The 18,305-nt window shown below is 68.5% G+C and carries 20 protein-coding genes and 1 tRNA gene; 13 read left to right on the top strand and 8 right to left on the bottom strand.

Features of this window, described 5'->3' with window-relative positions; translation table 11 throughout:
* Positions 1-2: 2 nt before the first annotated feature.
* On the top strand, positions 3-1,163 hold the full coding sequence (locus tag BHE97_RS12905) for an IS481 family transposase (RefSeq protein WP_087624449.1): 1,161 nt from the start codon (positions 3-5) through the stop codon (positions 1,161-1,163).
* 60 nt (positions 1,164-1,223) lie between these two features.
* On the opposite strand, the gene BHE97_RS12900 is transcribed toward BHE97_RS12905, so the two are convergent.
* Positions 1,224-1,296: transfer RNA gene (locus BHE97_RS12900), tRNA-Arg, on the bottom strand.
* Between the two features lie 68 nt (positions 1,297-1,364).
* Here BHE97_RS12900 and BHE97_RS12895 point away from each other — a divergent pair.
* Genes BHE97_RS12895 through BHE97_RS20150 form a run of 4 tightly spaced genes read left to right on the top strand, consistent with a single transcriptional unit; the run spans position 1,365 to position 4,157 of the window.
* Entirely contained in the window at positions 1,365-2,294 is a 930-nt protein-coding gene (locus BHE97_RS12895) for a PHB depolymerase family esterase (RefSeq protein WP_140400152.1), read from the top strand.
* A gap of 14 nt (positions 2,295-2,308) precedes the next feature.
* Positions 2,309-3,094, top strand: coding sequence for an HAD-IIA family hydrolase (locus tag BHE97_RS12890; protein WP_087624447.1), 786 nt, complete (start codon positions 2,309-2,311; stop codon positions 3,092-3,094).
* Between the two features lie 3 nt (positions 3,095-3,097).
* Positions 3,098-3,994 (top strand): NAD(P)-dependent oxidoreductase, encoded by an 897-nt coding sequence (locus BHE97_RS12885; protein WP_087624446.1) that lies wholly within the window; start codon positions 3,098-3,100, stop codon positions 3,992-3,994.
* The gene (locus tag BHE97_RS20150) at positions 3,987-4,157 is read left to right on the top strand and encodes a hypothetical protein (protein ID WP_170931408.1); all 171 of its coding nucleotides are present in this window, start codon (positions 3,987-3,989) and stop codon (positions 4,155-4,157) included. The genes BHE97_RS12885 and BHE97_RS20150 overlap by 8 nt, the downstream gene beginning before the upstream one ends.
* A 3-nt stretch (positions 4,158-4,160) precedes the next feature.
* Here BHE97_RS20150 and mscL read toward each other — a convergent pair whose 3' ends face one another.
* The 3 genes from mscL to BHE97_RS12870 form a co-directional block, all read right to left on the bottom strand.
* A complete protein-coding gene (mscL, locus tag BHE97_RS12880; RefSeq protein WP_087624445.1) occupies positions 4,161-4,592 on the bottom strand; it encodes a large conductance mechanosensitive channel protein MscL in 432 nt (143 codons plus the stop codon).
* 69 nt (positions 4,593-4,661) lie between these two features.
* A complete protein-coding gene (locus BHE97_RS12875) occupies positions 4,662-5,231 on the bottom strand; it encodes an SAF domain-containing protein (RefSeq protein WP_087624444.1) in 570 nt (189 codons plus the stop codon).
* Positions 5,232-5,301: 70 nt separating this feature from the next.
* Positions 5,302-5,619, bottom strand: a complete 318-nt coding sequence (locus BHE97_RS12870; RefSeq protein ID WP_087624443.1) for an FmdB family zinc ribbon protein — start codon at positions 5,617-5,619, stop codon at positions 5,302-5,304.
* 70 nt (positions 5,620-5,689) lie between these two features.
* Here BHE97_RS12870 and BHE97_RS12865 point away from each other — a divergent pair, with 70 nt between their 5' ends.
* From BHE97_RS12865 to BHE97_RS12845, 5 genes are all read left to right on the top strand, one after another.
* Positions 5,690-7,087 (top strand): hemolysin family protein, encoded by a 1,398-nt coding sequence (locus BHE97_RS12865; protein WP_236757680.1) that lies wholly within the window; start codon positions 5,690-5,692, stop codon positions 7,085-7,087.
* 106 nt (positions 7,088-7,193) lie between these two features.
* A complete protein-coding gene (locus BHE97_RS12860; RefSeq protein ID WP_087624442.1) occupies positions 7,194-8,246 on the top strand; it encodes a hemolysin family protein in 1,053 nt (350 codons plus the stop codon).
* Positions 8,243-8,725, top strand: a complete 483-nt coding sequence (locus BHE97_RS12855) for a GNAT family N-acetyltransferase (protein WP_087624441.1) — start codon at positions 8,243-8,245, stop codon at positions 8,723-8,725. Before BHE97_RS12860 ends, BHE97_RS12855 begins: the two co-directional genes overlap by 4 nt.
* Positions 8,726-8,902: 177 nt before the next feature.
* Positions 8,903-10,468 (top strand): glutamine-hydrolyzing GMP synthase, encoded by a 1,566-nt coding sequence (guaA, locus tag BHE97_RS12850; protein ID WP_087624440.1) that lies wholly within the window; start codon positions 8,903-8,905, stop codon positions 10,466-10,468.
* A 178-nt stretch (positions 10,469-10,646) separates the two neighbouring features.
* Positions 10,647-11,699, top strand: a complete 1,053-nt coding sequence (locus BHE97_RS12845; RefSeq protein ID WP_087624531.1) for a glycerophosphodiester phosphodiesterase family protein — start codon at positions 10,647-10,649, stop codon at positions 11,697-11,699.
* Here the strand turns inward: BHE97_RS12845 and BHE97_RS12840 are convergent.
* From BHE97_RS12840 to BHE97_RS12830, 3 genes are read right to left on the bottom strand one after another with little or no spacing between them, the layout of a single operon-like run.
* Complete coding sequence (locus BHE97_RS12840) at positions 11,632-11,871, bottom strand: PspC domain-containing protein (RefSeq protein ID WP_087624439.1); 240 nt, start codon at positions 11,869-11,871, stop codon at positions 11,632-11,634. The genes BHE97_RS12845 and BHE97_RS12840 overlap by 68 nt on opposite strands.
* A complete protein-coding gene (locus tag BHE97_RS12835) occupies positions 11,868-12,053 on the bottom strand; it encodes a hypothetical protein (RefSeq protein ID WP_087624438.1) in 186 nt (61 codons plus the stop codon). Before BHE97_RS12835 ends, BHE97_RS12840 begins: the two co-directional genes overlap by 4 nt.
* Positions 12,050-13,321 (bottom strand): PspC domain-containing protein, encoded by a 1,272-nt coding sequence (locus BHE97_RS12830; RefSeq protein WP_170931407.1) that lies wholly within the window; start codon positions 13,319-13,321, stop codon positions 12,050-12,052. The genes BHE97_RS12835 and BHE97_RS12830 overlap by 4 nt, the downstream gene beginning before the upstream one ends.
* A gap of 132 nt (positions 13,322-13,453) precedes the next feature.
* Between BHE97_RS12830 and BHE97_RS12825 the strand changes: the two genes are divergently transcribed.
* Both BHE97_RS12825 and BHE97_RS12820 read left to right on the top strand, forming a co-directional pair.
* Positions 13,454-14,698, top strand: a complete 1,245-nt coding sequence (locus tag BHE97_RS12825; protein ID WP_087624530.1) for an ATP-binding protein — start codon at positions 13,454-13,456, stop codon at positions 14,696-14,698.
* Entirely contained in the window at positions 14,691-15,332 is a 642-nt protein-coding gene (locus BHE97_RS12820; protein WP_087624436.1) for a response regulator transcription factor, read from the top strand. Before BHE97_RS12825 ends, BHE97_RS12820 begins: the two co-directional genes overlap by 8 nt.
* Before the next feature lie 78 nt (positions 15,333-15,410).
* Here the strand turns inward: BHE97_RS12820 and BHE97_RS12815 are convergent, their stop codons facing one another.
* Positions 15,411-15,758: a GntR family transcriptional regulator gene (locus BHE97_RS12815; protein WP_087624435.1), complete on the bottom strand. Its 348-nt coding sequence runs from the start codon at positions 15,756-15,758 to the stop codon at positions 15,411-15,413.
* A 131-nt stretch (positions 15,759-15,889) separates the two neighbouring features.
* On the opposite strand from BHE97_RS12815, the gene pcrA reads away from it, so the two are divergent.
* Complete coding sequence (gene pcrA / locus BHE97_RS12810) at positions 15,890-18,223, top strand: DNA helicase PcrA (RefSeq protein ID WP_087624434.1); 2,334 nt, start codon at positions 15,890-15,892, stop codon at positions 18,221-18,223.
* Positions 18,224-18,305: the final 82 nt, after the last annotated feature.

Raw genomic sequence — 18,305 nt, 5'->3', positions numbered from 1 at the left:
GCATGTCGAAGGCTCGTCTGGTCATCACCGCGTTGTTCGTCGAGCACCAGTCACCTGCTGAGGTCGCCGTCCGCTACAACGTGCACCGCTCCTGGGTCTACAAGCTCAAAGCCCGCTACGAAGCCGAGGGCGACGCAGCCCTCGAGCCACGGTCCCGTCGTCCGAAGAGCTCACCGAGCGCGATCGCCCCAGCGGTGGTCGAGCTGATCGTGAGCCTGCGACACGAGCTGTCCGAGCAGGGCCTGGACGCCGGCCCCGACACCATTGCCTGGCACCTCGAACACCACCACGACACCACCGTCTCGCCAGCGACGATCAGCCGCTACCTGACCCGCGCCGGCCTGGTCGAACCCTCACCGAAGAAGCGCCCCAAGTCCTCCTACGTCCGATTCGAGGCCTCCCTACCCAACGAGTGCTGGCAATCCGACTTCACCCACTACCGCCTCACCGACGGCACGGGCGTCGAGATCCTGACCTGGCTCGACGACTGCACCCGCAAAGCCATCGGTGTCACCGCCCGCCGCGTCGTGACCGCGATCATCGTGCGCGACGCGTTCCGCGAAGCCGTCAGAGCTGCTGGAATCCCAGCGTCGACCCTGACCGACAACGGCATGGTCTTCACCACCCGATTCGCGAGCCGGCCCGGCCGCAACGCCCTGGAGAACGAACTCCGCCGCCTCCACGTCATCCAGAAGAACGGCCGAGCGAACCACCCCACCACCCAGGGCAAGGTCGAACGGTTCCAGCAGACCCTCAAGAAATGGCTCCGCGCCCAACCGCGGCAGCCGGCCACGCTCGCCGAGCTGCAGGAACTCCTGGACGAGTTCGTCGAGCACTACAACCACCATCGGCCGCACCGCTCACTCCCGCACCGAGCGACCCCCGCCAGCCGATATGACGCGCTCCCCAAAGCACTGCCCTCGAGCAGCCGCGACGCCGAAACCCACACCCGGATCCGACACGACCGCGTCGACGCCAGCGGCGTCGTCACCCTGCGCATCGCCGGACGACTCCACCACATCGGCATCGGCAGAACCCACGCCCGAACCCACGTCATCCTGCTCGTGGTCGACCTCCACGTCCGCGTCGTCGCAGCCGCCACCGGAGAACTCCTCCGCGACCTGGAAATCAACCCAGAACGCGACTACCAACCCCAGAAATGACGACACCCGGACCTGCATCCGCAGGTCCGGGTGTCTCCGATCTCTTGAGAGATCACAAAGCGCCCCCGGCAGGATTCGAACCTGCGACACCCGCTTTAGGAGAGCGGTGCTCTATCCCCTGAGCTACGGAGGCGACGCGAACATCATCCCACGGGGGATCGTCGCGTCGAATCTCGGCGTCGACAGTGGCACACTCGTGGCGTGCTTCGACGGATCATCGTGCTGCTCGTCCTGAGCGCATCGGTGGCGGCGTGCGCGAGGGAACCCGCTCCGGCCCCCTCGCCGCCGCCGGCTCCCAGCTGGAACGCCGGGCCAACGGGGGCGTGCGAGGTGCCCGAGCCCGGCACCTCCACCCACACGCTCGATGTCGACGGCGAGGAGCGGCGCTTCGTAGTCGACATTCCCGACGGGTTCAACGGCGAGCGTCTTCCCGTGGTCTTCGTCACGCACGGCCGCGGGGGAGAGGCGACCGCCGCGATGGCCTACACCGGCTTCCCCGAGTACGGGCAGCAGTACGGCTTCATCGTGATCGCCCCCCAGGCCGAGGGGACGCCCGCGCTCTGGGACTTCTCCACCGGACCGGAGGTCGACGGATCGGACTTCGCCTTCATCGCCGACCTGCGCGAGCACGTCGTCGACGCCTGGTGCGGTGACGACGAACGCGTCTTCATGACCGGCTTCTCCAACGGATCGGCCATGACCTTCGCGGCCGCCTGTCTCCCGAGCTTGCGATTCAAGGCCTTCGGAGCCGTCGCGGCTCCCGGTTACGTGCCAGAACGCTGCGGTGGCGCGCCGCCCGCGTCGATCATCTACGCCCACGGCACTGCCGATCCCGTGGTGCCCTTCGTCGGCGGTGAGACCGTCATCCAGTGGGTCGAACCGGCCACCGAGGTCATGAACGCGTGGGCCGTGCACGACGGTTGCGCGCACGTCGAACGCGAGCAGATCGCCGAGGACGTCCAGGTGACCCGATGGGATGTCTGTCGCGACGAGAGCCGCCTTGTGTTCTACGTGATCGACGGTGAAGGGCACCACTGGCCCGGAGGCCCCTCGCTGCCCGGCCTCGGCAGCAGCACCCGCTCGATCAACATCACAGCACTCATGACCGAGTTCTTCGGCCTGTCCGGCTGAGCCGGTAGGCGACAATGGGTGACATGGACAAATCGATCGAGAACTGGCTGACCGACATGGACGGCGTCCTCGTGCACGAGGAACGCGCCATCGACGGTGCGGCGGAGTTCATCCGCGCCCTCCGCGACAGTGGCCGCAAGTTCATCGTGCTGACCAATAACTCGATCTACACCCCGCGGGACCTGCGCGCCCGGCTCCGCACGAGCGGCATCGACGTACCCGAGGGTGCGATCTGGACGAGCGCCCTGGCCACGGCCAAGTTCCTCAGTGAGCAACGCGAGAACGGCACCGCCTATGTCATCGGCGAGTCCGGGCTGACTCAGGCGCTCTACGACGTCGGGTACACGATGACCTCCCGTGATCCCGAGTACGTCGTGCTCGGGGAGACCCGCACCTACTCCTTCGAGGCGATCACCCGCGCGATCCAGCTGATCGTCGGCGGTGCCCGCTTCATCGCCACCAATCCCGACACCACAGGGCCTTCGCCGACCGGACCGCTGCCGGCCACCGGCTCCGTCGCGGCGCTCATCACCCGGGCCACGGGGATCGAGCCCTACTTCGTCGGCAAGCCCAATCCGCTGATGATGCGCAGTGCCCTCAACCAGATCCAGGCCCACTCCGAGACCACGGTCATGATCGGCGACCGGATGGACACCGATGTGCTCTCCGGGCTGGAAGCCGGCCTGCGCACCATCTTGGTGATGACCGGCTCCACGCGCCGTGAGGAGATCGAAAGGTTCCCCTACCGGCCCAGCCGCGTCGTCGACTCGATCGCCGATATCGTCGACCTGGTGGGGTAGGCCGTGCGCGTCTTCTTGACCGGCGCCAACGGCGTCATGGGTCTGGCCACCGTCGACGCCCTGGTCGAGGCCGGGCACGATGTCGTCGGTCTGGTGCGCAGTCCCGGTGCTGCCGAGCTCGTGGAGCGTCATGGAGGACAGGCCTGGTACGGGGACGTGTTCGATCCGACCGCGCTGCGGGCGGGCATGGATGGCTGCGATGTCGTGGTCAACTTCGCCACCCGCATCCCGATCGGCGCGACCGCCTACCGTCCCGGTTCGCTGACCGCCGTCAATCGCCTGCGCCGAGAGGGCGCGGCGACCGTGGCCGAGATGGCGCGCGAGCTGAGGATCGCGCGGTTCGTGCAGCAGAGCCTCAGCTTCATCTACCAGGGGCGGGGGGACGAGTGGATCGATGAGTCCTCGCCGGTCGACGTCACCTGGGTCACCGAGGCTCTCGTCATCGCCGAGGACCATGCCCGGTCGATCGAACAGACCGGCGGTGTGTCGGTGCGGCTGCGCTACGGGCTCATCGTCGGCGATGACCGCAATACGCGCTATGTGCTGAGCCGCGCCCGGCGCGGCAAGCCCTTCGCCCTCGGCGACCCGGACGGATGGATGCACGTCATCCATCCCGACGACATCGGCACCTCCGTGGTGGCGGCACTCGGGGCCCCGCCCGGCGCCTACAATGTCGGAGCGGAGCCGTTGCGCCGACGGACCTATGCGGATCTGATCGCGGTGGCCGCCGGACGCGAGCACGGGGACTTCCTCGCTCCCTGGATCGTCGAACTCGGCGGTGACAAGATGGAGATGCTGACCCGTTCGCATCGCGTCAGCTCAGCACTCTTCACCGAACGCACCGGATGGCGACCGCGCCACCGTGAACTCACCGAGGACTGGTTCCCCGCCCGTGACTGACGAGACCGCATCGCAACGCCGGCAGCGGTTGCGCCGCGCCGCGGAACTGCTGGGCGATCTGATGCCCGAGACGACGAGCGACGAGCGCGATCCGGGAGGCGACGACACCGGATCGCGCGAACGCGAGATCCTACGCGATCGGCCCCCGCACCACGGGAGCTGACCGCTACGTGCGGTCGGCCGGGGGAGTATCGGACCCGCGCTCGAAATCCCCTCCGGCGAGCGCGTCGCGGATCTCGCGCAGCAGCAGGATGTCCTCGGTCGGGCCTTCCGGCTCGGGCTCCTCGCCGCGCTGCAGGCGCTCCAGCAGTCGCTTCGAGGGCACGACGAAGATGAAGTACACCACCGCGGCGGTGATGATGAAGGTGATGACCGCGTTGATGAAGCCGCCGATATCGATGAAGGTGTTCGGGTTGTCGCCGAGGACTCGGAAGCCGAATCCCTGAGCGTCGACCCCGCCGAGCGAGGCGATGAGCGGGTCGATGAACGACGAGGTGAAGGCCGCGACAAGCGCGGTGAAGGCCGTGCCGACGACCACCGCGACCGCGAGGTCGACGATATTGCCGCGGAACAGGAAGTCCTTGAAGCCCTTGAGCATGTCTGCGTTACCCCCTGGTGGAGAAAGCCATCAGGTGAACTGTAATGCCCCAGTGCCGTGATGGACCAGTCACCCGAGGGAGTGGACGAGCGTGAGCCTGCCCACGAGGGTGGCACGGGCGATCGCGGCGGCGGCCTCCGGGGCGGCCTCGACCCCCACGGCCGTCCCAGCATCCGCCTCCTCGATGAGGACGACGGAGGCCGCCGTGGCGAGGGTCAGCTCCTCCTCGTCGGTTCCGTCGGCGATCGCGAGGACATCGACGCGATCACCGGGCCTGACCAAGGCGGCCACCTCCGGCTCGACGACCACGCTCGCGAGCACCATGCCCTCGGGCAAGGACCGCGGGTCGATCACCCGATGGTCGGTGAAGGGCTCGCCCGCACGCATCCGGCCGGCGACCTGACGCCCGGCGATCTCCTCGGGCCGGTGCTCGACGGCGGCCTCCTCGGGTACCTCGATGACGCGGATGTCATCGGCGGTCAGCCGGTGACCGCTCGGCAGATCCCGCGCCGCGACCTCGACCTGGGTGGTCGCGGGGGATTCCGACAGGGTCGCAAGGGCGAAGAAGACCGCCAGTCCGGTGAGCACGGCGCACAGCGAGCGGCGGTGATCGGCGATCAGGCGTGACAGGCGCTCCATGCCGCGACCCTAGGGCGGAGGAGGCCGATCCGTCCTCGGTCGTCCACAGGGTCGGCGCAGCGGCCCCGGCTCAGCTGCCGGTCGAGGCGGCGCCGCTCGAGGGGGCGGAGGAGGATGTCGTCGAGGAGCTGCTCGACGAGGACGACGAACTCGAGGACTCACCGGAAGCGGACGTACTCGATGACGAGTCACTGGATGGGGATGACGAGCCCGAGCGGCTGTCGTTACGGTAGAAACCGGAGCCCTTGAAGACCACGCCGACGGCGCCGAACACCTTGCGCAGGCGGCCCTTGCACGCCGGGCACTCGGTGAGCGCGTCGTCGGAGAAGCTCTGGCGGACCTCCAGGCCTTCCCCGCAGTCGGTGCACTGGTACTGGTACATGGGCACGGTAGGTTCTCTCCCCACGGTAGAAATGCTGCCATCTGAGGGTACAGTGGCGACCTAGCGGACCACCGACGTGGGACGTGACGATCCGTCGAATGAGGACATCACCGCCGTGACCGAATGGCTGCTGCTGGCCGCCTCCCTGTTGCTCATGATCGGCTGCGGCGTGTTCGTCGCCGCGGAGTTCTCCTTCGTCACCGTCGACCGCGCGACCGTCGACCGACGCGCGGCCGCGGGGGAGCGCGGCGCCGCGGGCACCCGCAAGGCGCTGACGACGCTCTCCACTCAGCTCAGCGGCGCGCAGTTGGGCATCACGATCACCAATCTGGCCATCGGCTATCTGGCGGAGCCGGCGATCGGCCGGTTGCTGCACGACCCGCTCGCGGCCCTCGGTCTGTCCGGCGGGAGCCTGCGTGCCGCCGGCTACGGGATCGCCCTCGCGCTCAGCACCATCGTCACGATGCTCGTCGGTGAGCTCATCCCGAAGAACTTCGCCCTCTCCCTGCCCTATCGCACCGCGGTGGTGACCCAGCTGCCACAGCGCTGGTTCACCCGGGCGATGGGCTGGCCGATCCGCGGCCTCAATCAGATGGCGAACAACACCCTGCGGTGGCTCGGCGTGGAGCCGCAGGAGGAGCTGCGTTCGGCCCGTTCGCCGATCGAGCTGCGATCGCTCGTCCTGCGTTCGGCCGATCACGGTGCCATCGACGACCAGACGGCCGAGCTGGTCGCTCGCAGCATCGCCTTCGGCGACCGCACCGCCGCGGATGTCCGCACGCCTCGCGTGCGAGTGCGCTTCCTCGACGAGCACGACACCGCACTGGACCTCATCGAGGCGGCTCGTCAGACCGGGCACTCGCGGTTCCCGGTGATCGGCAGGTCGCCCGACGACATCGTGGGCATCGCGCACATCAAGCGGGCGGTCGCCGTGCCGGTCGACCGCCGTCGTTCGGTCCGGGTCGAGGAGATCGCCGACCCGCCCACCACCGTCCCGGACTCGATCGAGCTCGATCCGCTGCTCGCGCTGCTGCGTGAGGAGGGGCACCAGATGGCGATCGTGCTCGACGAGTACGGCGGTACTGACGGTGTGGTGACGCTGGAGGATCTCGTCGAGGAGATCGTCGGCGATATCGCCGACGAGCACGACCGGCTGTCGGCGCACAGTCGGCACCGTCGCGATGGCACCTGGTCGCTGTCGGGGCTGCTGAGACCCGATGAGGTCTTCGAGAGAACCGAGATCGCCCTCCCCGAGAGCGAGGACTACGAGACGATCGCGGGGTTGGTCCTCGAGCGCCTGGGACGCCTCGCCGACCGCGGGGATCAGGTCGTGCTGGAGCTCACGCAGACCCCGGACAGCGATGAGGAGTCGCTCGTGCCGCTGCTGGTCACGCTGACCGTCGAACGAGTCGACGGACGCCGCATCGACCGCGTGTCGATGACCGTCGAGGAGTCGATCGGCGGTGAGCAGTGAGCGAGCGTAACGAGCGAAGGTCCGAGATTCGCTCCGTTTTCGTCAACAGGAACGGGCTCCGATCGACGAATACCCAGCACATCTCGGTCCAGGTGAGGGGCGAGCAGTGAGCTATTGGTGGGCGATCGGACTGACCTTCGTGCTGCTCGGGCTCAACTCGCTGTTCGTGGCCTCGGAGTTCGCGCTGATCTCCGCGCGGCGCACACAGCTGGAGCCCCTCGCGCAGTCCGGACGGCGTTCCGCGCGGCTCGCGCTCAAGGCGATGGAGAATGTCACGCTGGCGATGGCCGCGGCACAGCTCGGCATCACGATGTGCTCACTGGGGCTCGGAGCGATCAGCGAACCGGCGATCGCCCATCTGCTGGAACCGGGCTTCGAGCTATTGGATGTGCCATCCACGCTCGTCCACCCGATCTCCTTCGTGATCGCGCTGACGCTGGTGGTGTTCCTCCACGTGGTTTACGGCGAGATGGTGCCCAAGAACCTCGCGCTCGCCGCCCCGGACCGGGCGTCGCTCGTGCTCGGTCCGTTCATGCTGGGCGTCATCGGGGTGCTCAAGCCGCTGGTCATCGCGCTCAATGCGATCGCCAACGGCGCGGTCCGGCTCATGGGCATCGAGCCCAAGGACGAGGTGGCATCGACCTTCACGCATGACGAGGTCGCCGGCCTGGTCGAGGAGTCGCGCCGCGAGGGACTCCTCGATGAGGACGAGTACGACCTCGTCACCGGAGCACTGGACTTCCACGACGCGACGATCGCCCGCGTCCTCATGCCCCGTGACACGATCGTGACCATCGATCGCGCTGCGACACCCGCCGATGTCGAGGTCGCCTGCGCGCGGACCGGATTCTCGCGCTTCCCGGTGGTCGACGCCGAGCAGGAGCTCGTCGGCTACCTGCACATCAAGGATGTCCTGGCGACCGATGACACCATCCGTACGTCCCCGATCGCCGACAAGTGGGTGCGGCCGCTGGCAACGGTGGGATCGACGGTCGGCCTGCTGGACGCCCTGCGCACGATGCAGGCGCGTGGATCGCACATGGCGCGGGTCGCGGAGGAGAGCTCGGGGACCGTACTGGGTGTGGTCATGCTCGAGGATGTGCTCGAGGAGCTCGTCGGAGAGATCCGCGATGCCGGGCGGTACGGGAGCCGTCCATGACCGAGGCCCACGCGATCACCCTGGCCACGGTCGCCGATGCCGAGGTCGCGGCCCGTCTGCAGGTCGACTTCGCCGTCGAGTTCGAGACGCCCACCCCGGCCTACGAGCAGCTGCTCCCGCGCTTCCGCGCCCTGTTGGCCCACTCCTCGGCCTTCGTCCTCCTCTCCGGGCCTCCTGCCGATCCGACGGGATACGCCGTGGTGACGCTGAGACCTACCGTGTACTGCGACGGACCGCTCGCCGTGCTCGACGAGCTCTACGTCGTGCCGTCCCTGCGTGGCGGTGGCATCGGCACGATGCTGCTGCGACGTGCCGTCGACGAGGTGATCGCCCGTGGCGGCGGCGAGATGCACATCAATGTCGACGAGATCGATGTCGACGCCCGGCGCTTCTATGAGCGGCACGGCTTCGTCAACATCGAGCCTGGCACCGACTATCGGATGCTCTGTTACCTGCGGGAGCTCGACGACCGCTGCTGACGGACGAGAACCCGACCCGAAGGGAGTGATCGGGTCGGGCTCTCTCGCGCCCCCCGGGCGCGGGGTCCGGCCGGGAGGGAGGGAAATCGGTGCCGAACCCACTGTGCCCAACGACACGTCCGTGGGGAGGTTACGGCCGCATTCCCCGCCGCAGCGGGGGCTCCCTAGAATCGAGGGGTGAGCCCAGAACATGACCTCGTCCTCGTCGTCGACTTCGGCGCTCAGTACGCCCAGCTCATCGCCCGGCGCGTGCGCGAGGCGAAGGTGTACTCCGAGGTCGTCCCGCACACGATGCCGGCCGAGGAGATGCTCGCCAAGCAACCGAAGGCCATCATCCTGTCCGGCGGACCCTCGTCGGTCTACGAGTCCGGGGCGCCGCGACTGGATCCGACGGTGGTCGAGTCCGGATTGCCGGTGTTCGGCATCTGCTACGGCTTCATGGCGATGGCTCAGGCCCTCGGCGGCGAGGTCGCCAAGACCGGTCAGCGCGAGTACGGCCGCACCCGGGTGTCCGTGAGGGAGCCCGGCACCCTCCTCGAAGGACTGCCCGATGAGCTCGTGTCGTGGATGTCCCACGGCGACGAGGTCGTCGCGGCACCTGATGGGTTCACCGTCAACGCCACCTCGCCGCGCGCCACCGTCGCGGCCTTCGAGGATGTCGGCCGCGGTCTCGCCGGGGTGCAGTGGCATCCCGAGGTCCTGCACTCCGAGCACGGACAGCGGATCATGGAACGCTTCCTCCTCGAGATCGCCGGCTGCCGGCAGACGTGGACAAGCGTCAATATCGTCGACGAGCAGGTCGAGCGGATCCGCGAGCAGGTCGGTGATGCTCGCGTCATCTGCGCCCTGTCCGGGGGAGTCGACTCCGCGGTCGCAGGCGCCCTGGTCCAGCGTGCGATCGGCGACCAGCTCACCTGCGTGTTCGTCGATCACGGGCTGTTGCGCGAGGGGGAGGCCGAACAGGTCGAACAGGACTTCGTCGCCTCGACCGGAGTCAAGCTCAAGGTCGTCGACGCCGTCGATCGTTTCCTCGGCCACCTCGCCGGTGTCTCCGACCCGGAGGAGAAGCGCAAGATCATCGGCCGCGAGTTCATCCGCGTCTTCGAGCAGGCCGAGCGCGAGGTCGTGGAGGCGGCCCCCGAGGGTCAGCCGGTGCGCTTCCTCGTGCAGGGCACGCTGTATCCCGATGTCGTCGAGTCCGGTGGCGGTGAGGGCGCGGCCAATATCAAGAGCCACCACAATGTCGGCGGGCTGCCCGAGGATCTCGAGTTCGGTCTGATCGAGCCCCTGCGGACGCTCTTCAAAGACGAGGTCCGCGAGGTCGGCCGTCAGCTCGGCCTCCCCGCCGGCATCGTCGAGCGGCACCCGTTCCCCGGGCCCGGTCTCGCGATCCGCGTCGTCGGTGCGGTCGACGCCGACCGTCTACGCATCCTGCGGGCTGCGGACAAGATCGTGCGCGAGGAGACCACCAAGGCCGGTCTCGATGCCGAGATCTGGCAGTTCCCGGTGGTCCTGCTGGCCGACGTGCACTCGGTGGGTGTCCAGGGCGACGGCCGCACCTACGGCCATCCGATCGTGCTGCGCCCGGTCACCAGCGAGGACGCCATGACCGCCGACTGGGGACGGCTCCCGTACGACGTGCTCGAACGGATGTCGACCCGCATCACCAATGAGGTCGACGAGGTCAACCGCGTCGTCCTCGATGTCACCAGCAAGCCCCCGGGCACGATCGAGTGGGAGTGACCCGCGCCTGACTAGCCGAGAGAGCCGAGACGGCGGAGTCGCTCGACGCGGGGATCGTCGGCACCGACGAACTCGGTGATCCACCCGGCGTGGTCCCCGTACGGGGAGGGCCAAGGCGATGGCCCCTCCCACAGCGTGATCGATCGAGTACACCTCGCCGGTGTGTAGCGTGAAGGTCGTGAGCGCACCGACCGTCATCGCGCACCGCGGAGTCCCCGGCTCCCGGCTTGAGCACACCGCGGACTCCTATCTGCTCGCGATCGAGCAGGGGGCCGACTACATCGAGCCTGATCTCGTGGTGAGCAGGGACGGAGTCCTGGTGGTGCGCCACGAGAACGAGCTCTCCGACACCACCGACGTGGCCAAGCGACCGGCCTTCGCCGACCGCAAGACCACCAAGCGGGTCGACGGGGCCTCGGTCACCGGCTGGTTCGCCGAGGACTTCACCGTCGCCGAGCTCAAGTCCCTCGGTCTGCGGGAGCGCTTCCCGGCACTACGACGGCACAACGAAGACGGTGCCGGGGAGATCCTCACCCTCGACGAGGTCCTCGACATCGCCGCGGCGGAGAACACCCGCCGCGGACGTGACGAGCCCCGCGTCGGCGTCTGCCCCGAGACCAAGCACCCGACCTACTTCGCGGAGAACGGCATCGACATCGACGGACTGCTGCTGGCTCGGCTGGAGGCCTGGGATCTGAACCACGAGGATGCGGACTTTCCCGTCATCCTGCAGTCGATGGAGCCGGGCAATCTGCGCCGGCTGCGAGCGCGGACGCCGCTGCCGCTGATCCAGCTGCTGGAGCATGCGGGGGCCCCTTATGATCTCATCGCCGCGGCAGACACCCGGGACTACGCCTTCCTCGCCTCCGCCCCCGGCCTGGCCTTCATCGCGGAATATGCCGACGGGGTCGGCGCGCACAAGAGCCTGGTGATCGGCCGCGATGGCAACGACCGTCTCAGCGGCCCGACCTCTCTCGTCCGGGACGCGCACGAGCTCGGCCTGGCCGTGCACGTGTGGACCCTGCGCGATGAGAACCGCTTCCTGCCCGCGGAAATGAGGATCGGCCAGGACGCCGCCGATCATGGCGACGCACTGGCCGAATACCTCGCGTTCTATGACGCAGGCGTGGACGGGGTCTTCAGCGATTTCACCGCCAGCGCGATCACGGCACGGGACCGCTGGGAGCGTCGGTCCCCGTCTGCCACGGGGTCGCCGGCTCCTGGGGCATGATCGCCCACGCCACGATGTAGGCCACGATGCTCACCGGCAGGGTCACGAGGACCGCGACGAGGGCGATCAACCGCACGAGCGTCGAGTCCCAGCCGAAGTAGGCGGCGACGCCACCGCAGACGCCACCGAGCATCTTGTCGCGGGTGGAGCGAGTCAGCTTCTTGGCGGTCATGTTCTCCTCCTGAAGGTCAGGGCCACGCCGATCAGGCCGATCACGATGAGGGCGATCGGTCCGGCGAGCCGTAGTTGAGCGCCGGTCATGATGTCGTACTCGAGTGCTGTCCATCCTGCCCCGACGAGCAAGAAGAGCACGCCGAAGACGACAGGCGTCACGCGGAAGGGATGGATGTTCATCGTCGGATCACCTCGATGGCTCCGGCCGAACTGCTGATGGACAGGCTGAATGCCTCGGATCCGGTGTCGCCGTAGTCGAGGCGTGGTTTCCACCCGTCGGCGGTGCGCTCGAAGACCTTGACCTGCCCCGCCCACCGGATGGTGGCGTCGACATGGACGTCGAGGTCCCGGGGCACGATGACCCTGACCAGGCCGAGCCCGTGATCGATCTCCACGGACTCCCCGCCCAGATCCTCCGGCTCGGGGACAGCGCTCAGGTCGTAGGTCACCTGGCCGGCACCGGTGTCGATCGCACGCGTGGCCTGATCGACCGAGGTCGGCGTGAAGGTGAAGTCGCCGGCGCGAGTATTCGGCAGCGCTGAGGTCGCTGCCAGAGCGACGCACAGCAGGAGGCCGACCGGGATGAGGAGACCCGGATTGCCGATCTTGCTGCCCACGAGCAGGCCCAGTGCGGTGATGCCCAGACCGGTCACCGCGTAGATCTCCGGAGCGATCTCCGAGACCTGCTCGGACCACAGCCACAGGCCGCCCCAGGCGAGCAGGATGAGCGAGACGGTACCGAGGAACAGGGCCGGTGACCAGGTGTACGGAGGCCCGGAGGGCGTGGGTGGGCCGTGGACGAGAGGAGGTCCGGAGGCCGGCGGCTGCACGCCATCGTCCTCGTCGTCCGGTCCGGAATCTCCCTCGAATGTCGTCGTGGCGGAGTCGTGACCAGCCGGAGCGGAGGTCGCGGCGAACGGTGGCGCCGCCGAGCTCGGCGGATCGTGGGGCGTCCCCGGGGTGACTGAGGCCGCGACCGTGCCACGACGGTGCCGCCCCGAGACGAACCAGTACACCAGGGCGATCGGGACGGCGATCCAGAACAGCACCCAGAGCGTCACCCAGGCCCAGCCTCCGAGTCCCCAGGCGCTGTCACCGAGAATCGCGGCGATGGCGATCGCTCCAGCGATCACCAGGCCCACGAGCCGGAACTGCTTCTCATTCTCTTCGAGGCCGAAGGCCTCTCCCAGCGCACTGCGGTCCTTGCCCTCCTCGGGCATGAGGAGCCAGCATGCGCCATAGAGCACGAGACCGGACAGCCCGACGAGGGTGAGCACGACGAAGCCGACGCGCACGATCACCGGATCGATGCCGAGCCAGCGGGCGATGCCGGTGGAGACGCCGGCGATCATCCGGTCCGAGTGCGGACGGCGTGCGTTCTCGAAGTCCTGCAGTCGGCGCGGCGACGAGGACGCGTCCCGGGGCGCCGATGTGTCCTGATCGTTCATGTCTCCATCGTGGCCGCCCAGCCTGCCGGGGACCATCGGGTGTTTCCCTGATTCCTCCCGGTGTCGTATCAGGGCCGCGCCGGGGTCGTCCCTGGTGGCGCGCTCGCGCGGCCGCGTGTGAGGCTTGGTGCCGTGACCAGCTCCGCCGCCCCGCCGCATCCCCGAGCGACGCGGCCCGCCGACCGGCGGATCGTCGGCGGCGTCGCGGCGGGGCTGTCCGACCATCTGGACGTGCCGGTGGTGTGGATCCGCATCGGCTTCGTGGTCGCGTCATGGTTCAATGCCGCCGGCATCATCGGTTATCTGCTGCTCTGGCGCTTCTTGCCGCTCGCCTCCCCCGATGACACACCGGGCATCGCCTCGGCCACGCGAGCCGGCATGCGCGGCGCGGAGCGGACATCGGCCCGCGAGATCGCCCAGACGGTCGCGATCGGGGCCGTCGGACTGGGTGTCTTCGCGCTGATCTCGGTCCTCGGCGGCGGAGTGTCCTCTCGTCTGCTGATCCCTGTGCTCGTCGGAGCCCTCGGTGTCGCCCTGATCTGGCGTCAGCTCGACGATGCCACCTGGAGTTCCTGGCTGCGGCAGACGCGCGGTGCTGGCTACTGGGCCCGGATCGCCGCCGGTCTCGGTCTCATGGGACTCGCGGCCGTCTATGTCATCTCGGAGGGCCGAGGCTGGAATGCCACCCTCGATCTGGTCGCCGCCGTAGTGGTGGCGGTCTTGGGCATCGGACTCATCCTCGGCCCTTGGATCGGGAGTCTCTGGCACGATCTGGAGAGTGAGCGACGTGAGCGGATACGCTCGCAGGAGCGGGCGGACATGGCCGCCCACCTGCACGACTCGGTGCTCCAGACCCTGGCGCTGCTGCAGAAGAACGCCTCCGACCCCCGCACCGTCGCCACCCTGGCGCGGCGCCAGGAACGTGAGCTGAGGTCCTGGCTGTACGGTGACGAGACACCCGGTGACGGCACGGCGGTGCGCTCGCTGCGCACTGATGCCGAGGATGTCGAGACCACGCACCGCGTCGCGGTCGAGCTGGTGGCGGTCGGCGACCATCCGCTGTCCCCGGATGCCGTGGCGCTCCTCCGGGCCGCCCGGGAGGCCATGGTCAACGCCGCCAAGCACGCCGGCGTCGAACGCGTCGACGTCTATGCCGAGTTCGCCGCGGACCGGGGAGAGGTCTTCGTCCGTGACCGCGGGGCGGGCTTCGATCCCGACACCGTCGCCGACGACCGGCAGGGCATCCGGGGCTCGATCATGGAACGGATGCGCCGCCACGGTGGCGAGGCGGCCGTCAAGAGCACGCCGGGGGAGGGCACGGAGATCGTGTTGACGATGCCGTGGGACGATCCGGCCGAGGAGGACGAGGATGGATGAATTGCGAGTCGTGGTCGTCGATGACCACGCGATGTTCCGGTCCGGGGTGCGTGCTGAGCTCGAACGCGTGGGAGCGGGGCGGGTGCGGGTGGTCGCGGAGGCCGAGGACGTCCCCTCGGCGGTGCGGGTCATCGCCGATCATCGTCCCGATGTCGTGCTGCTCGATGTCCACATGCCCGGCGGGGGAGGTCCGGAGGTCATCGCACGGGCCCCGGGTGCCACGTACCTCGCGTTGTCCGTGAGCGACGCCGCGGAGGACGTCATCGGCGTCATCCGGGCCGGTGCGCGCGGCTATGTGACCAAGAACATCGCGGCGGACGAGCTCGTCGACGGTATCGAGAGGGTCGCGGCGGGCGATGCGGTCTTCTCGCCGCGGCTGGCCGGATTCGTGTTGGACGCCTTTGCCGGCACGATCGCCGTGGCGCATGTCGACGAGGACCTGGACCGGCTCACCGAGCGTGAGCGCGAGGTTATGCGTCTCATCGCGCGGGGGTACGCCTACAAGGAGGTGGCCAAGGAGCTCTTCATCTCGATCAAGACCGTCGAGACCCACGTCTCCAATGTGCTGCGCAAGCTGCAGCTGTCCAGCCGCCATGAGCTCACCCGCTGGGCCAGCGACCGTCGCTTGATCTAACCGAACCCGTTGAGTGTGACGTTTGGACGGTGGAAAAGCCTTTTCCACCGTCCAAACGTCACACTCAACGGGTTCGGGTCACCAGACGCTCTCGAGGAGGGCGACGGCCTCGGCACGGCCCATGCCGCGGCTCTGTGCGGACTTGGCGAAGGCGATCGCCGCATTGCGTGTGTCGTCGTGGGTCAGGGTGGTGCTGGCGATGAAGGACCCCCGGCGCCCCTCGGTGCGGATCACGCCCATCGCCTCGAGCTCGCGATAAGCGCGAGCAACCGTGTTGACCGCGAGCCCCAGCGTCTCCGCCAATGCCCGGACCGTGGGGAGCCGTTCACCCTCCGGCAGCTCGCCGGAGGCGGCGGCCTCGGCGATCCGCTGACGCAGCTGCTCGAACGGCGGAGCCGCCGCGTCGGAGTCGATCGTCCATTCCATACCTCCATTGTGCTGCGGCGGTGGTAACGGTGCCGACCGCCTCCCGGAATGATCGCTCTGGCCCGAGAGGGCCACTCGCCGGCGCCGCTCGGGCGCGGAAGCGTCGGCGCGAGCCACTAGTCTGGAGGACGATGACTCTGCCGTTCCCCGTGCCCTCCTCGCCGGCCTCCGACCGCGCCCCACGTGTGGCCACATCGGACCGTCTCGTCGAGGGGCTCAACGATGCCCAACGCGAAGCCGTCACCCACACGGGCGGGCCCCTGCTGGTGGTGGCGGGCGCGGGCTCGGGCAAGACGCGGGTGCTGACCCGGCGCATCGCCTGGCTGATTTCCGCGCGGGGTGCGCATCCGGGATCGATCCTGGCCATCACGTTCACCAACAAGGCCGCCGCGGAGATGCGCGAGCGCGTGGCCGAGCTCGTCGGAGGCCGGGCCCGGATGATGTGGGTCTCGACCTTCCACTCCGCCTGTGTGCGGATCCTGCGCCGCGAGGCGGACAAGTTCGGATTCACCTCGTCCTTCACGATCTACGACGCCGCGGACGCGCGCCGGCTCATGACCCTCGTCTGCCGCGACCTCGACCTCGACCCGAAGAAGGTCAACCCGCGCGCGGTGCTTCACCACGTGTCGAATCTCAAGAACGAGCTCGTCGACCACGAGGCCGCGTCCAGCCGCGCGCAGACGCCCACCGAACAGCAGTACGCCGAGTGCTACGCGCTCTACCAGCAGCGTCTGCGCGCGGCCAATGCGATGGACTTCGACGATCTGATCATGAACACCGTCCACCTCTTCCAGGGCTGGCCGGACGTCCGTGAGACCTATCGGCGTCGATTCCGCCACGTCCTCGTCGACGAGTACCAGGACACCAACCACGCGCAGTATGCGCTCATCCGTGAGCTCTGCGACACCGAGTCCGATCTCATGGTGGTCGGCGACTCCGATCAGTCGATCTACGCCTTCCGCGGTGCCAATATCCGCAACATCCTGGAGTTCGAGTCCGACTTCCCCGATGCCCACACGGTGCTGCTGGAGCAGAACTACCGCTCCACGCAGACCATCCTGACCGCCGCCAATGCCGTCATCAGCCGCAATGACGACCGCAAGGACAAGAAGCTCTGGTCCGCCGAGGGGGACGGAGAGCAGATCGTCGGCTATGTCGCCGATGACGAGCGCGACGAAGCGCAGTTCATCGCCGACGAGATCGATCGGCTCACCGACGAGGGCGCCGCGGAGCCCAAGGATGTGGCGGTCTTCTACCGCACCAACGCCCAGTCCCGCGTCTTCGAGGAAGTGTTCATCCGGGTCGGCCTGCCCTATCGCGTGGTGGGCGGCGTGCGGTTCTACGAGCGCAAGGAGGTCAAGGACGCGCTGGCCTACGTGCGGGCCCTCGTCAACCCGCGCGATGACGTCTCGCTGCGCCGGATCCTCAACGAGCCCAAGCGCGGTATCGGCGATCGCGCCGAGAGCGCCCTCGACCGCTTCGCCCAGCGACGGCAGGTCAGCTTCTGGGAGGCGATGCACCGTGCCGACGAGGTCGAGGAGCTCGCCACCCGGTCGCGCACCGCGGTCCGGCAGTTCGCCGAGGTGATGGGCGGACTGAAAGAGCTCGCCGACACCGGCGCTCCCGCCGATGCCGTGATCGAGGCCGCCCTCACGCGGACGGGCTACCTCACGGTCCTGGAGGAGAGCCGCGATCCGCAGGACGAGACCCGCGTGGAGAACCTCGCCGAGCTCGTCGCGGTGGCCCGCGAGTTCGTCGCCGGCGCCGCCACCTTGGCCGACGAGGCCGAGACGGCCCGGGAGGATGTCGATGCCGGGGACCTGACGCCCGGGTCCCTCGCCGCCTTCCTTGAGCAGATCGCCCTCGTCGCCGATGCCGATGCGATCCCCGATGACGGCGAGGGCGTCGTGACCCTCATGACGCTGCACACGGCCAAGGGGCTCGAGTTCCCCGTGGTCTTCCTGACCGGTCTCGAGGACGGTGTCTTCCCGCATATGCGCTCCATGGGCGACGCTAAGGAGCTGCAGGAGGAGCGCCGGCTCGCCTATGTCGGCATCACCCGGGCTCAGAAGCGGCTCTACCTGACCCGCGCCTCGGTACGGTCCGCGTGGGGCGCGCCCGCGTACAACCCTCCCTCGCGGTTCCTCGAGGAGGTGCCCGATCACGTCATGGACTGGAGGCGTCTCGGATCGTCCGCCGCACAGTGGACCCCGAGCACGCCTTCGGCATCTGCCCGGCGCGAGAGCGGCTCGTTCCGCTCGGCGAATGTCGCGGCGCGCTCCAAGCGGGCCACCCGCGATATCATCCCGCTCGAACCCGGCGACCGGGTCACCCACGACACCTTCGGCCTAGGCACGGTCGTCGCACTCGACGGCTCAGGGCAGAACTCGGTCGCGAGCGTGGACTTCGGCTCCCAGGGCGTCAAACGGCTGCTGCTGCGGTACGCGCCGCTCGACAAGCTCTGACTATGACTGTGCCCACATGACGGTCCGATCGGGCCCTTCCGTGGAACAGACGACTTCGGTGCCGCGTTGGCATCTTCTGTGA

Source organism: Aeromicrobium sp. PE09-221 (assembly GCF_002174305.1).
Lineage (GTDB): Bacteria > Actinomycetota > Actinomycetes > Propionibacteriales > Nocardioidaceae > Aeromicrobium.
This window is presented reverse-complemented; position numbering and strand designations above follow the sequence as displayed.